The sequence below is a fragment of the Pseudomonas sp. R37(2017) genome (assembly GCF_002113375.1).
Lineage (GTDB): Bacteria > Pseudomonadota > Gammaproteobacteria > Pseudomonadales > Pseudomonadaceae > Aquipseudomonas.
In genome coordinates this window covers 269,979-284,747 of sequence record NZ_NEHO01000002.1, presented here as the reverse complement: position 1 = coordinate 284,747, position 14,769 = coordinate 269,979, and the positions used below count along the sequence as shown (strand labels likewise).

The 14,769-nt window shown below is 59.2% G+C and carries 14 protein-coding genes; 7 read left to right on the top strand and 7 right to left on the bottom strand.

Annotated features, from left to right (window positions below; all coding sequences use genetic code 11):
• Window positions 1-103: 103 nt before the first annotated feature.
• The 4 genes from sutA to glnK form a co-directional block, all read right to left on the bottom strand.
• Window positions 104-427 (bottom strand): transcriptional regulator SutA, encoded by a 324-nt coding sequence (gene sutA / locus CAG47_RS04435; RefSeq protein ID WP_085723707.1) that lies wholly within the window; start codon window positions 425-427, stop codon window positions 104-106.
• A gap of 101 nt (window positions 428-528) precedes the next feature.
• The gene (locus CAG47_RS04430; RefSeq protein WP_008015517.1) at window positions 529-954 is read right to left on the bottom strand and encodes a secondary thiamine-phosphate synthase enzyme YjbQ; all 426 of its coding nucleotides are present in this window, start codon (window positions 952-954) and stop codon (window positions 529-531) included.
• Between the two features lie 212 nt (window positions 955-1,166).
• Complete coding sequence (locus CAG47_RS04425) at window positions 1,167-2,504, bottom strand: ammonium transporter (RefSeq protein WP_085723705.1); 1,338 nt, start codon at window positions 2,502-2,504, stop codon at window positions 1,167-1,169.
• Between the two features lie 35 nt (window positions 2,505-2,539).
• On the bottom strand, window positions 2,540-2,878 hold the full coding sequence (gene glnK / locus CAG47_RS04420; RefSeq protein ID WP_002555808.1) for a P-II family nitrogen regulator: 339 nt from the start codon (window positions 2,876-2,878) through the stop codon (window positions 2,540-2,542).
• A gap of 419 nt (window positions 2,879-3,297) precedes the next feature.
• On the opposite strand from glnK, the gene CAG47_RS04415 reads away from it, so the two are divergent.
• Both CAG47_RS04415 and CAG47_RS04410 read left to right on the top strand, forming a co-directional pair.
• A complete protein-coding gene (locus CAG47_RS04415; RefSeq protein WP_046038993.1) occupies window positions 3,298-3,558 on the top strand; it encodes an accessory factor UbiK family protein in 261 nt (86 codons plus the stop codon).
• A gap of 412 nt (window positions 3,559-3,970) precedes the next feature.
• A complete protein-coding gene (locus CAG47_RS04410) occupies window positions 3,971-4,495 on the top strand; it encodes a Bro-N domain-containing protein (RefSeq protein ID WP_085723702.1) in 525 nt (174 codons plus the stop codon).
• 12 nt (window positions 4,496-4,507) lie between these two features.
• Here the strand turns inward: CAG47_RS04410 and CAG47_RS04405 are convergent, their stop codons facing one another.
• Complete coding sequence (locus CAG47_RS04405) at window positions 4,508-4,771, bottom strand: HigA family addiction module antitoxin (RefSeq protein ID WP_085723701.1); 264 nt, start codon at window positions 4,769-4,771, stop codon at window positions 4,508-4,510.
• A 762-nt stretch (window positions 4,772-5,533) separates the two neighbouring features.
• Here CAG47_RS04405 and CAG47_RS28635 point away from each other — a divergent pair.
• Window positions 5,534-5,704: a hypothetical protein gene (locus CAG47_RS28635; protein WP_177408912.1), complete on the top strand. Its 171-nt coding sequence runs from the start codon at window positions 5,534-5,536 to the stop codon at window positions 5,702-5,704.
• A gap of 173 nt (window positions 5,705-5,877) precedes the next feature.
• Entirely contained in the window at window positions 5,878-7,371 is a 1,494-nt protein-coding gene (locus CAG47_RS04395) for a YifB family Mg chelatase-like AAA ATPase (RefSeq protein WP_085723697.1), read from the top strand.
• Window positions 7,372-7,468: 97 nt separating this feature from the next.
• Here CAG47_RS04395 and CAG47_RS04390 read toward each other — a convergent pair whose 3' ends face one another.
• Window positions 7,469-8,389 carry a LysR substrate-binding domain-containing protein gene (locus CAG47_RS04390; RefSeq protein WP_085723695.1) on the bottom strand — a complete coding sequence of 307 codons (921 nt, stop codon included), beginning with the start codon at window positions 8,387-8,389 and terminating at the stop codon, window positions 7,469-7,471.
• 158 nt (window positions 8,390-8,547) lie between these two features.
• On the opposite strand from CAG47_RS04390, the gene CAG47_RS04385 reads away from it, so the two are divergent.
• Window positions 8,548-9,945: a NorM family multidrug efflux MATE transporter gene (locus CAG47_RS04385; RefSeq protein WP_085723962.1), complete on the top strand. Its 1,398-nt coding sequence runs from the start codon at window positions 8,548-8,550 to the stop codon at window positions 9,943-9,945.
• A gap of 123 nt (window positions 9,946-10,068) precedes the next feature.
• Here the strand turns inward: CAG47_RS04385 and CAG47_RS04380 are convergent, their stop codons facing one another.
• On the bottom strand, window positions 10,069-11,742 hold the full coding sequence (locus CAG47_RS04380; protein ID WP_085723693.1) for a bifunctional diguanylate cyclase/phosphodiesterase: 1,674 nt from the start codon (window positions 11,740-11,742) through the stop codon (window positions 10,069-10,071).
• A 264-nt stretch (window positions 11,743-12,006) separates the two neighbouring features.
• Between CAG47_RS04380 and rep the strand changes: the two genes are divergently transcribed.
• Complete coding sequence (gene rep / locus CAG47_RS04375) at window positions 12,007-14,016, top strand: DNA helicase Rep (RefSeq protein WP_085723692.1); 2,010 nt, start codon at window positions 12,007-12,009, stop codon at window positions 14,014-14,016.
• A 56-nt stretch (window positions 14,017-14,072) separates the two neighbouring features.
• Complete coding sequence (locus CAG47_RS04370) at window positions 14,073-14,645, top strand: xanthine phosphoribosyltransferase (protein ID WP_085723690.1); 573 nt, start codon at window positions 14,073-14,075, stop codon at window positions 14,643-14,645.
• Window positions 14,646-14,769 lie beyond the last annotated feature (124 nt).

Here is a 14,769-nt window from a genome sequence, read left to right as displayed (position 1 = left end):
CAGGCTCGCTCCCACAAAGGGGGTCGAACTCAAGAATTTTGTTTCATCAGGCATGAAAAAGCCCGCAGCGACGGCGGGCTTTTTGGGCAAGCGGCTAGCAGGCTCAGATAGGCCGGCTGCCATACTTGTTGTCAGGCTTCTTGGGAGGATCGGCGACCACATTGGCCTCCACTTCCTGCACCTTGCCACCGCGAGCCAGGAACTCTTCCATGGCCTTGGCCAGGGCGTCGCGTTCCTTGTTCTTGGCTTCGACACTCGGCAGCTCATCGACCGATACCGCTGCCTTGGCCTTGCCTTTGGCGGTCGTAACCGGCGCATCACCGCCGTCGTCTTCAGCGACGTCGTCCGCCGCTGCTTCCAGACCTTCTTCGGTTTCGTCTTCGTCGCCTACTTCGAGGTCGTCGTTTTCCAGATCATCGTCGCTCATGTTCTACCTCATGACTTGCGAAAAGCAGATTAGTTATAGCCCAGCTTTGCCCTCTGTCGAAGGCCACCGGAAAAAAATCAATAGCCGCTGCTGACCAGCGGTTATGCCTCTTCACCGTGCACGGTGGCGAGGACTTTACGGGCACCGCCATGATCACGGTGCTCGCCCAGGTAAACGCCTTGCCAGGTCCCCAACGCCAACCGGCCTGCCGAAATCGGCAAACTGAGCTGACAGCCAAGCACGCTGGCCTTGAAGTGCGCCGGGAGGTCGTCCAGGCCTTCGTCGTTATGCTCATAGCCGTCTGTTCCTTGTGGGATCAGACGATTGAAAAATCGTTCGAAGTCGCGACGTACCGCCGGATCGGCGTTCTCGTTGATGGTCAACGACGCCGAGGTATGCTGCAGCCACAAATGCAACAGACCGACCCGACACGCCTTGAGTTCAGGCAGGCCGGCGAGTAACTCGTCCGTTACCAGATGAAAGCCCCGGGGTCTCGCCCGCAAGGTAATCAGAGTCTGTTGCCACATACAGTTCTCCGCACGTTCGGGGCGCATTCTAGCGCGCTCTGGGAAAAAACAAAGGCCCTAATATTCCTCGAGTCCTGTAAGCCTCCGACCGCACAAAAGCACCCGACGCAAACATCGTAAAACCTGTAGGAAAAAACCTTTCAGCTCAGCCCTCGATGACAAATTTCAGACAAAAAAATGCCCGGCAAGCCGGGCAATTTTTATGTGCTTGCTTACAAGTTGTAGCCGCGTTCGTTGTGAAGCGCCAGATCGATGCCTACCGCCTCTTCTTCCTCGTTGATACGCAGCCCCATGACCAGATCCAGCACCTTGAGGATGATGTAGGTGGCGATCGCGGTGTAGATCACCGTGAAGCCCACGCCTTTGCACTGAATCCATACTTGTGCGGCGATGTCGGTCACAGTGCCGAAGCCACCCAGGGACGGTGCGGCGAACACACCCGTCAGGATCGCGCCGAGGATACCGCCGACACCGTGCACGCCGAAGGCGTCCAGGGAGTCGTCATAGCCCATTTTGCGTTTCAGGGTGGTGGCGCAGAAGAAGCACACCACGCCTGCGGACAGTCCAATCACCAGTGCGCCCATCGGGCCAACGGTGCCGGCAGCCGGAGTGATGGCGACCAGACCGGCCACCACACCCGAAGCAATACCCAGTGCGCTTGGTTTGCCGTGGGTAATCCATTCGGCGAACATCCAGCCCAGTGCGGCAGCAGCGGTTGCGATCTGGGTCACCAGCATCGCCATGCCGGCAGTGCCGTTGGCTGCTGCAGCGGAGCCGGCGTTGAAGCCGAACCAACCGATCCACAGCATCGCGGCGCCCATCAAGGTGTAACCAAGGTTGTGCGGAGCCATCGGAGTGGTTGGGAAACCTTTGCGCTTGCCCAGTACCAGGCAAGCCACCAGACCGGCGATACCGGCGTTGATGTGCACTACGGTACCGCCGGCGAAATCCAGAACGCCCCAATCCCACATCAGGCCGCCGTTACCGGACCAGACCATGTGCGCAATCGGTGCGTAAACCAGGGTGAACCAGATGCCCATGAAGACCAGCATCGCGGAGAATTTCATCCGCTCGGCGAAGGCACCGACGATCAGCGCCGGAGTGATGATGGCGAAGGTCATCTGGAAGGTGATGAACACCGCTTCAGGGAACAGCGCCGCAGGGCCGGTCACGCTGGCTGGAGTGACACCGGCGAGAAAGGCCTTGCCCATGCCGCCGATGAAGGAATTGAAATTGACGACGCCCTGCTCCATGCCGGTGGTGTCGAACGCGATGCTGTAGCCATAAATGACCCACAGGACGCTGATCAAGCCGGTAATGGCAAAGCACTGCATCATCACGGAAAGAATGTTTTTCGACCGAACCATGCCGCCGTAGAACAGCGCAAGGCCGGGAATGGTCATGAACAGCACGAGGGCTGTCGAGGTCAGCATCCAGGCGGTATCGCCGGAATTGAGGACTGGGGCTGCCACTTCGTCTGCCGCCATGGCCAGGCCGGGCATTACGATAGACAGCAGGGCTCCTAGCCCTGCGAATTTACGCAGAGTCATATTGTTTTCTCCTGGGGCGTTGGGTTTGTGGCGGCTTAGATTGCGTCGGTATCGGTTTCGCCGGTACGGATGCGAATCGCCTGTTCCAGATTGACCACGAAGATCTTGCCGTCACCGATCTTGCCGGTGTTGGCAGCCTTGGTGATGGCCTCGATTACCCGATCCAGATCCTTGTCGTCGATCGCGACGTCGATCTTCACCTTGGGCAGGAAATCGACCACGTATTCCGCGCCGCGATACAGCTCGGTGTGACCCTTCTGCCGGCCAAAGCCTTTGACTTCAGTAACGGTAATGCCCTGCACGCCGATCTCGGACAGCGACTCGCGTACATCGTCCAGTTTGAACGGCTTGATGATGGCAGTGACTAGCTTCATGAAAACTCTCTCCCGAATTGGTGGACTTGCCCCAGGAAAACAAACCCGTCTCAAGTCTAAGCGCAGTGCCTGGCTTTGTAACGCATCGTCGGCCCTACCTGCCCGTCCGACGCCAGCTAACCGCTCCTGGCGAAACACTCCCCGCGTTTCGCCTGGCGCACTGCATTCGTCACAGCGACTGCATCAGTGCATGGGTTACCAGCGTCTAAGCAGAAAGCTTGCCATTTTCACAAAACTGACTATTTTCAAGCCTTTAACGGCGAATGGAGGATACTTCGCGACAACACCCGGCACGTTACGCACAACAACGGTGCGACACGGTCCGTCCCGATGCGCGAAAACCGTGCACCCCTTGCTCGCGCAAATGACTATAGACACTGCGTGATACACTGCCCGCCATTGCTTCCAGGACATTGCCCATGCTCGCGCCAAAAGACTTCCTCGACGCCTTGACCGGCACCGCCTCTCGCCTCTTCAGCGGCGATACGCCTCTGCCGAAAGCCGAAATCGAAAGCCAGTTCAAAATGTTGCTTCAAAGCGGCTTCAGCAAACTGGATCTGGTCAGTCGGGAAGAGTTCGACAGCCAGATGGTTGTATTGGCACGCACCCGGGCGCGACTGGAGAGCCTTGAGGCGAAGGTGGCTGAGCTTGAAGCGAAGCTGAATCCGCCGACCGAGTAACACCACGCCCCCTGTGGGAGCGGGCTTGCCCGCGATTGAAGGTCGGCACGACCTTCAGCTTCACCAGTAGGAACTGCCGCAAGCTGCGATCTTCTGATCTCAAGCCCCGCAAAAATCCCGGTAACGTCCTACAAACATCACACCGCCGTCCGATTGCGTCGCGAAGCATCCGGTCTCTAAGCTCATCCCCCTGCTGAATGTTCAGCACCGGGTTTGGCGACTCTGGAAGCTTAAGGCGTACGACGACTATCCTCAGGCGGGATTTCCGCCGCATCGAGTCATGGCGGTTGTGCGTGGGAGGCCTTTGGGTCTGCCGGGTTCCTTTTGCTCCGGTTCGCCAACCCGCGTAGAACTGCCACCCAATTGTTTGGCGACAATTGCCGGCAGCCCTTAAGCAAAAGGAGCTGTATCAATGAATCGAGATGACTCTTACCTAACCCCTCATGTTTTCACCCGCCACAAACTCCACCTCCACGCCCTTCTAATAGAAAACCAACCCTGGTTCAGCGCCCGCGACCTGGGCCGCCTCCTTCGCCTCTTTATCGACGAACGCACCATCCGAAAACTCGATCCAGACCAACACCAGATCGCCCAGGCATTCATCCACGGCCGCATCGAAAACACCCTGCTAATCAGCGAATCCGGCGTCTACGCTCTGTTGATTTATCACTATTGCCCCGAATACCGAAGCCTGCGCGAGTGGTTGACCCACGAAGTCGTCCCCGCCCTCAGAGACGCCAAGCTACCAATCTCAATCGAACGCCCGACCCTGAGCCAACTGAACTGGCCAGAAATGTCGTTGAGCTTGTTGCACTGGAACAACCAGCCATGGATTCGGTTGCAAGATGTGCCGCAGATGATGACAGAGCTGGAGCAGGCAAGACGCCCGGTAAAACCGTGGTGGAAGCGGGCTTCGCGTGTCTTGCAGTCGCTTTGAATATTTTAACGTTCAACCACACTCTATTTGAGCTGAGCGCAACTCGTAGGTCGATTGCAGATTCAGCCAGAAATCGGGTGTGGTGTTCAGGTGGATGGATAGCTTTTGCGCCAGACCAACACTGACACCGCTCCGCTGATTCACCACATCGCTTACTTCCGCCTCTGGCTCGTTCAGCGAGCGAGCCAGAGCATTGGTTGTAACGCTCAGTGGCCTCAAAAACTCCTCGCTGAGAATTTCGCCAGGATGAATCGGGTGCATCCCATTCCTGTTCATTCACGCCTCCCAAGGCTGCATTCAGCGAGATCATAAGCAGCAACCTTCATCCGGCAAGACCATCCACGCTCTTTCACCGACGTCCTTCATCTTTCTCGGCAGGGTCCTACAAAAAGCGGCGCTCCGGCCTGATTTATCAGTCCTCACCCTTTTCTTTACGCTTTTCGCCTTGTTACTCGATAGACGCTAGCAATGAGAAGAAAAGGAAAAGGCACCGAACTTCGAAATCAGACTTACAAATCAGATGCACGAAAGCTCGCATATAAAATGTTCGTCGATGACTGTAAATCTCGGGCTAGGGAACTCAACACCGAGGAGGTTAGGTTCGACCCAATAACTCCAGCTGCGATAACTGCCTGCCTTCCGTGGTTGGAAGCTGCACTCTTCCCATGGGAAAGCGTGTCGAACTGGAAGTGCAAAGATGCCAAGGGACTGGATTTGGCCATCTGGTACGAACAGAAACTATGTGGTCTGTGTTATGCCACTCCGCGTAAAAGCGCTATTTGCATAAAGATCATTCTTTTGCAGGGTCACCCAGACAGGTCTCATCCTCTTCGCGGCTTGATCGCCCCAATGGCACTGCTGGCTTCAGATACCTATGCTCGAATGCTGGGGTGCAAAGAAATAGAGATTCAGGATCCTGGTCCAAATGTCGTCCCCTACTACCAGAACCTCGGATTCAGCTTCGACCAGAACAATCGACTTGTCATTTACCTGGACGATTAATAGTATCGATCTCACTCCTAGGCACAGGAGGTGCCCATGATTCAAAGAAAGCGAAAAGCCAAGCTTTTACTCATCATTCAGTATCATGCTGAAGCACTTCGGCTGGGCGGCAAGATTTCAGCCAATCAACAACGATTTCTTGATGTCGCTGCAACTCACGGCAAAGACCTTGAACCTCCTGGCTTACTTGCCGGTAAAAGAGCCTGAAACTGTCTACCAAAGAACCGCCTGAATGGCGGTTTTTTTCTGCCCGCGCGTCCGGCGATGGCTCGCAACATCCTGCGAAAACTCACCTTCCCTGACACCACGCGAAATGCTCATCTCCTGACTACCCTTGAAAAACCGCAGGAAGCGGCTCCCCGTAATTTCAAGGAACGACCATGTCCCTCTCCATCGTCCACAGCCGTGCCCAGATTGGCGTGGATGCACCCGCCGTCACCGTAGAAGTTCATCTGGCCAACGGCCTGCCGTCCCTGACCATGGTCGGTCTGCCCGAAGCGGCAGTGAAGGAAAGCAAGGACCGGGTGCGCAGTGCGATCATCAATTCGGGCCTGCAATTTCCGGCGCGACGGATCACGCTGAATCTGGCGCCAGCGGATTTGCCCAAGGATGGCGGGCGGTTCGATCTGGCGATTGCCCTTGGGATTCTATCGGCCAGTGTGCAGGTGCCGACGTTGACGCTGGACGATGTGGAATGCCTGGGGGAACTGGCCCTGTCTGGCGCAGTACGCGCGGTGAAGGGTGTGTTGCCGGCCGCATTGGCCGCGCGCAAGGCCGGGCGCTCGCTCATGGTCCCGCGGGCAAATGCCGAGGAAGCATGCCTGGCGTCGGGGCTGACGGTGATTGCGGTGGATCATCTGCTGCAAGCCGTGGCGCATTTCAATGGCCATACGCCGGTCGAGCCCTATGTCTCCGATGGATTGATGCACGCCAGCAAGCCTTATCCCGATCTAAGCGAAGTACAGGGACAGCAAGCAGCCAAAAGGGCACTGCTGATTGCAGCGGCGGGTTCGCATAACCTGCTGTTCAGCGGCCCTCCTGGAACAGGGAAAACGCTATTGGCGAGTCGATTGCCAGGGCTGTTGCCGCCGCTGGCCGAGAGCGAAGCGCTGGAGGTGGCGGCCATTCAATCCGTCACCAGTTGTGTACCGCTGAGCCACTGGCCGCAGCGGCCGTTTCGCCAGCCACATCACTCCGCATCGGGTCCTGCACTGGTCGGTGGTGGCTCGAAACCGCAACCCGGCGAAATCACCCTTGCCCATCATGGCGTGCTGTTCCTCGATGAGCTGCCGGAGTTCGACCGCAAAGTGCTGGAGGTTCTAAGGGAGCCAATGGAGTCCGGGCATATCGTCATTTCCCGGGCGAAGGATCGCGTGCGCTTTCCGGCGCGATTTCAATTGGTGGCGGCAATGAATCCGTGTCCCTGTGGATATCTTGGCGAACCCACTGGCCGCTGCTCCTGCACGCCGGACATGGTGCAGCGTTACCGCAACAAACTCTCGGGGCCGTTGCTCGACCGCATCGACCTGCATCTGACCGTCTCTCGGGAAGCCACGGCATTGAATCCCACGCTCAAGCCTGGAGAGGACAGTGCCAGTGCCGCGGCGCTTGTCGCCGAGGCGCGAGATCGCCAGCAGAAGCGTCAGGGTTGCGCCAATGCCTTTCTCGATCTGCCTGGCCTGCGTCGGTACTGCAAGTTATCCACAGCCGATGAGCACTGGCTGGAATCCGCCTGTGAACGGCTGACCCTTTCACTGCGCTCGGCGCACCGTTTGCTCAAGGTGGCACGGACTCTGGCGGATCTGGAACAGATTGATGCGATCAGCCGCGAGCATCTGGCGGAGGCGCTGCAGTATCGGCCGGCAACGCAGTGAGTACCGACAGGAAGCGGTGATGAATATTCACCATGCAGCCTATCGAGATCCAATGGGGGAGATAGCCTGAAGCCGCCTTTGCCGCGCCTTCATCGTTTCAGTTCAAGTGCACGACATCCGGCAATTTCATGGACCGGACTTCGTTTTGCAGAAAGTCGCTGAGCCGGCGCATGCGCTCGCCGCCGGGCCGGGTTTTCGGCCAAACCAGGTAATAACACTCGCCACTGGCGACGGCGGTCGGCCACGGCAAACTCAAGCGTCCCTGGGCCACATCCTCCGCCACCATCAGCAGATCGCCCATGGACACGCCATAGCCTCGCGCAGCGGCGATCATGCCCAGCTCCAGGGTATCGAACACCTGACCGCCCTTGAGCGACACCTGATCGGCCAGCCCCATGCGCTCCAGCCAGTTACGCCAGTCACGCCTGTCTGGCGTCGGGTGCAACAACTCGGTATTGGTCAGCCGCTCGACATCCCAAGGCTGGTCGCCCCGCAGGTTCGGCGCACCGACCGGGATCAACTCCTCGGGGAACAGGTAACTCGCCTCCCAGTCCGGGGGGAAATGTCCATTGCTCAGCAACACCGCACAATCGAACGGTTCGTCGTTGAAATCCACCGAATCGACGTCCATCCACGCACTGGTCAATTGCACTTCATTGCCCGGCTGCAGGTGACGGAAGCGACTGAGGCGCGCCAGCAACCAGCGCATGGTCAGGGTCGACGGGGCTTTCATGCGCAGGATGTCGTCTTCGGCGCGCAGGGTATTGCAGGCGCGCTCCAGGGCGCTGAAGCCCTCGCGAATGCCCGGCAGCAGCAAGCGTGCCGACTCGGTCAGTTGCAGGTGGCGGCCACTGCGATGAAACAAGCGGCAGGCAAAATGCTCTTCGAGGGTACGAATATGCCGGCTCACCGCACTTTGGGTAATCGACAGCTCTTCGGCAGCGCGGGTAAAGGAGCTGTGCCTTGCTGCCGCTTCGAATGCGCGCAGGGCATACAAGGGAGGAAGACGACGGGACATTGGGAAAGCTCCTACTGCGGGGTTCGCCCACCCTAGCAGAAACTCTCCAGCATGAGTTTGAATCATGCTATCCATCCTTTTTATCCCTTTGTGCAAAGCGCGCAGAGCACCGAGAATCGGTGCTCTCCTGTTTCCCTTGATAATCGAGCGTGATGACCATGCAGCATCCAGCACGTACTGAACTCTGGGCCATCCTGCGGCTGGCGGGGCCGTTGATTGCCTCGCAGTTGGCGCACATGCTGATGGTCCTCACCGACACCCTGATGATGGCGCGCCTGAGTCCCGAGGCGCTGGCCGGTGGCGGGCTCGGCGCGGCGACTTATTCGTTCGTGTCGATTTTCTGCATCGGAGTGATCGCGGCGGTCGGCACCCTGGTGGCGATCCGTCATGGCGCCGGCGATATTGTCGGGGCTACCCGCCTGACCCAGGCCGGGTTGTGGCTGGCGTGGCTGATGGCACTGATCGCCGGTTTGCTGCTGTGGAACCTCAAACCGGTGCTGCTGCTGTTCGGCCAGACCGAAAGCAACGTCCAGATGGCCGGGCAGTTTCTGATCTTCCTGCCGTTCGCCCTGCCCGGCTACCTGAGCTTCATGGCCCTGCGCGGATTCACCAGCGCCATTGGCCGGGCGACGCCGGTGATGGTCATCAGCCTGGGCGGAACCGTGGCTAACTTCCTGCTCAACTATGCGCTGATTACCGGGATGTTCGGCCTGCCGAAACTGGGGCTGATGGGCATCGGGCTGGTCACGGCGATTGTCGCCAACCTCATGGCGCTTGCACTGGCGTGGCACATTCGGCGGCATCCGGCTTATGAGGCCTATCCGCTGCGTCAGGGCCTGTCGCGGCTGAACCGCCAGTACCTCAAGGAGCTGTGGCGCCTGGGCCTGCCGATCGGCGGCACCTATGCGGTGGAAGTCGGGCTGTTTGCCTTCGCCGCGCTGTGTATGGGCACGATGGGCAGCACGCAACTGGGCGCGCACCAGATCGCCCTGCAAATCGTTTCCGTGGCGTTCATGGTCCCGGCGGGTATTTCCTATGCCATCACCATGCGCATCGGTCAGCATTACGGCGCCGGGCAACTGCTGGATGCGCGGCTTGCCGGGCGGGTTGGCATTGCGTTCGGAGCGGCGGCGATGCTCTGTTTCGCCATGGTCTTCTGGCTGTTGCCAAACCAGTTGGTCGGCCTGTTTCTCGACCACAACGACCCGGCGTTTCGCGATGTCATCAATCTTGCCGTGAGCCTGCTGGCGGTGGCGGCATGGTTCGAGCTGTTCGACGGCACGCAAACCATCGCCATGGGCTGCATTCGCGGGCTCAAGGATGCCAAGACCACGTTCCTCGTTGGCCTGGGTTGCTATTGGCTGATTGGCGCACCGGCCGCGTGGTGGATGGCGTTCCACCTGGACTGGGGACCGACGGGCGTCTGGTGGGGTCTGGCACTGGGGCTGGCGTGCGCGGCGGTGAGCCTGACGCTGGGGTTTGAGTGGAAGATGAAGCGGATGATCAAGCGCGAAGCGACGCCAGAGCAGCGCTTCGAAATCGCTCAGCCTGACTGAAATCCCCTGTAGGAGCGAGCAAGCTCGCGATGAACCTGAGAGCGACGCGGGGTATCTGCCAACCAGCGTTAACGTTGACGACCATCGCGAGCATGCTCGCTCCTACAGGGCTCCGTGGCCAACTCAGCTCACGATTTCCAGTGCTGGCCGCTGATTGCAGCCGAACATCAGATACTCCACCAGCTCGGCCAACGGCAATGGCTTGCTGATCAAGTAACCCTGCACCTGATCGCATTCAAACCCTCGCAACAGATCCAGTTGCTCCGGCGTTTCCACGCCTTCGGCGACCACCTCGAGGTTGAGGTTGTGCGCCAGGTTGATCATCGCGTGGACCAGTTTGCGGTTTTCCTCCCGTTGCTCCATGCCGCCGACAAAGCTCTTGTCGATCTTCAGCAAGGTGATCGGCAGGCTGTTGAGGTGCACGAAAGACGAGAAGCCGGTACCGAAGTCGTCGAGGGAGAAGCGCACACCGAGACGACCGAGGGCGTCCATGGTCTGCTTGACCAGATCGCTGCGGCGCATCACGGCGGTTTCAGTCAGCTCGAACTCCAGCCACTGCGCCTCGACGCCGCGCTCGGCAATCAGGCGACTCAAGGTCGACAGCAACTGACTGTCCTGGAACTGCCGGAACGACAGGTTGATCGCCATGTGCAACGGCGGCAAACCCAGCTCAAGCAGCGCCTGCATGTCGCGCAAGGCCCGGGAAATCACCCAGTAGCCCAGCGGCACGATCAGACCGCTTTGCTCGGCGAGCGGCACGAATTCGCTCGGCGGCAACAAGCCACGCTCGGCATGCCGCCAGCGCACCAAAGCTTCGAGGCCAACGATCTGCCCGTCTTCGAGGTTCAGCCGTGGCTGGTAGTGCAACTCCAGCTCATCGCGGCGCAATGCCCGGCGCAGTTCGGTTTCGAGGTCGGCAATGCTGCGGGCATTGCGGTTGATGCGTTCGTTGAAAATGTGAAAGGTGCAGCCCTGGGTGCTTTTGGCCTGCTGCATGGCGATATGCGCGTGCCACATCAGCGGGTCCGCACCGGCCTGGGCCCGGGCGTGGGCGATGCCCAGGCTAGAGCCGATCAGCAGGCTTTCACCATCGACCCAATAAGGTTCGGCCAGCACTTCGCCGATACGTTCGGCCATCCATTCGGCACGCTGGGGAGCGCGGCGGGTGTCGATCAGCAGGGCGAATTCATCGCTGCCCAGGCGTGCCAGTTGATCGCCAGCCTCGAGTTGGCTCTTGAGCCGCGCCACCACTTGCAGGATCAGGCGGTCACCGGCCTGATGACCGAGGGCGTCGTTGGCGTAACGGAAATTGTCGAGGTCGAGATGACCGAGGGCCAGGCCACGACCGTCGTTTTCCGCCAGTCGCGCTGTCAAAAGCGTCTGGAAGCCCTGGCGATTGGCGATGCCGGTCAGAGGGTCTTGCTCGGCCAGGCGTTGCAGAGTGTTTTCCAGGATGCCTCGTTCGCGCACATGGCGCAGGCAACGGCGCAACATCCCGGGATCGAGCAGATCGCGCACCAGCCAGTCACTCACACCATCGGGCGGGATCAGCGGCTCATGGTCGAGCAGCAACACCGTCGGCAGGCTGCAACGGCCCGGCGCCGGTTGAAGTTGCGGGATGGTCAACAACACCGCACTGCGGTTGTCATCGAACAGGCTGCTGACCGACTCCCAACTCGGCGCGCTGATGAGCACGGCCGAGCTCCCCATAGGAGCCAGACACTCGCGCAACAACGCTGCCCACGCCGGCTCTTCGGCCAGTAGCAGCAAACGCAAGGGTTCGACAGGCGTAGACAAGCTAGCTCCCTAGACTCTGCAAAGATGTAGGCGACGGGCATTATGCCGTCCCGATAACTAATGACAATCACATCAGTTATCAAAACGAGCCCTTTGTATCTGGAATTACGAACCTTAGCCGCAAATTCGTTGCGCATCCTGCGTGAAAGTAACAAAACCGGCAATTACAGATAGCGTGGTACGTCACAAGTCGGACAGAGCAGCACAATTCGCTGAGCCTGTTAAAATGCCGGCCCATTTCGTGACTGACTCCTGAATTTACCTATGTCCCGACTCAATCCCCGGCAGCAAGAAGCCGTGAGCTACGTCGGCGGCCCTCTTTTGGTGCTCGCCGGTGCAGGCTCCGGCAAGACCAGCGTGATCACGCGCAAAATCGCGCACCTGATCCAGAGTTGCGGCATTCGCGCCCAGTACATCGTGGCCATGACCTTTACCAACAAGGCTGCCCGCGAGATGAAGGAACGGGTCGGCACCCTGCTGCGTGCCGGCGAAGGACGTGGCCTGACTGTGTGCACCTTCCACAACCTGGGCCTGAACATCATCCGCAAGGAACACGTGCGGCTGGGCTACAAACCGGGCTTCTCGATCTTCGACGAGACCGACGTCAAGGCCCTGATGACCGATATCATGCAGAAGGAATACTCGGGCGACGACGGTGTCGACGAGATCAAGAACATGATCGGCGCCTGGAAAAACGACCTGATCCTGCCGGCCCAGGCCCTGGAAAACGCGCGCAACCCCAAGGAACAGACCGCCGCCATCGTCTATACCCACTACCAACGCACACTCAAGGCGTTCAACGCGGTGGACTTCGATGACCTGATCCTGCTGCCGGTGAAGCTGTTCGAAGAGCACGCCGACATCCTGGAAAAGTGGCAGAACAAGGTGCGTTACCTGCTGGTCGACGAATACCAGGACACCAACGCCAGCCAATACCTGCTGGTGAAAATGCTCATCGGTAAACGCAACCAGTTCACCGTGGTGGGCGACGATGACCAATCGATCTACGCCTGGCGTGGCGCGCGCCCGGAAAACCTGATGCTGCTCAAGGAGGACTACCCGTCCTTGAAAGTGGTGATGCTGGAGCAGAACTACCGCTCCACCAGCCGCATCCTGCGCTGCGCCAACGTGCTGATCTCGAACAACCCCCACGAATTCGAAAAGCAGCTGTGGAGTGAAATGGGCCACGGCGACGAGATCCGCGTGATCCGTTGCCGCAACGAAGACGCCGAAGCCGAGCGCGTGGCCATGGAAATCCTCAGCCTGCACCTGCGTACCGACCGCCCGTACAGCGATTTCGCAATCCTCTATCGCGGTAACTACCAGGCCAAGCTGATCGAGCTGAAGTTGCAGCATCACCAGGTGCCGTATCGCCTGTCCGGCGGCAACAGCTTTTTCGGCCGCCAGGAAGTGAAAGACCTGATGGCCTACTTCCGTCTGATCGTGAACCCGGACGACGACAACGCCTTCCTGCGGGTAATCAACGTACCGCGCCGCGAGATCGGCTCGACCACGCTGGAGAAGCTCGGCAACTATGCGACCGAGCGCAAGATCTCGATGTACGCCGCCACCGACGAAATCGGCCTGGGCGAGCATCTGGACAGCCGCTTCACCGATCGTCTGTCGCGCTTCAAGCGTTTCATGGACAAGGTGCGCGAGCAGTGCGCCGGCGAAGACCCGATCTCGGCCCTGCGCAGCATGGTCATGGACATCGACTACGAGAACTGGCTGCGCACCAACAGCTCCAGCGACAAGGCTGCCGACTACCGCATGAGTAACGTCTGGTTCCTGATCGAGGCGCTGAAGAACACCCTGGAGAAAGATGAAGACGGCGAAATGACCGTCGAGGACGCCATCGGCAAACTCGTCCTGCGCGACATGCTCGAGCGTCAGCAGGAAGAGGAAGATGGCGCCGAAGGCGTGCAGATGATGACCCTGCATGCGTCCAAGGGCCTGGAATTCCCCTATGTGTTCATCATGGGCATGGAAGAGGAAATCCTCCCGCACCGCTCCAGCATCGAAGCCGACACCATCGAAGAAGAACGTCGCCTGGCCTACGTGGGCATTACCCGCGCACGCCAGACCCTGGCCTTCACCTTCGCCGCCAAGCGCAAGCAGTACGGCGAAATCATCGATTGCGCCCCGAGCCGCTTCCTCGATGAGCTGCCGCCGGACGATCTGGCCTGGGAAGGCAACGACGACACACCGACCGAAGTCAAAGCCGTGCGAGGCAACAACGCATTGGCGGATATACGCGCGATGTTAAAGCGCTAGAATTGACCACTTTTACTAGACCTTCGGCGCCAAAGGCGCCAATTGAGGACAGCTTCATGGAAGCCCTGCACAAGAAAATTCGCGAAGAAGGCATCGTGCTTTCCGATCAGGTACTGAAGGTCGACGCCTTTCTGAACCACCAGATCGATCCGGCCCTGATGAAGCTGATCGGCGACGAATTCGCCAAGCTGTTCAAGGACTCGGGCATCACCAAGATCGTCACCATCGAAGCCTCGGGCATTGCGCCAGCGATCATGACTGGCCTGAACCTCGGCGTGCCGGTGATATTCGCCCGCAAGCACCAGTCCCTGACCCTGACCGAAAACCTGCTGTCGGCGACCGTGTACTCGTTCACCAAGCAGACCGAAAGCACCGTGGCCATTTCCCCGCGCCACCTGACCAGCAGCGACCGTGTGCTGATCATCGATGACTTCCTGGCCAACGGTAAGGCGTCCCAGGCACTGATCTCGATCATCAAGCAGGCCGGCGCCACCGTGGCAGGCCTGGGCATCGTGATCGAGAAGTCGTTCCAGGGTGGCCGTGCAGAACTGGATTCGCAAGGTTATCGCGTAGAGTCCCTGGCTCGCGTGAAGTCGCTGGCCGATGGCGTCGTGACCTTCATCGAGTAAGCCGCGACACCGCAATACCCCTGTAGGAGCGAGCCTGCTCGCGATGGCGGCCTGACAGACAACTATGATGTTGAATGTGACGGCCTCATCGCGAACAGGCTCGCTCCTACAGTTGTTTTTGGTG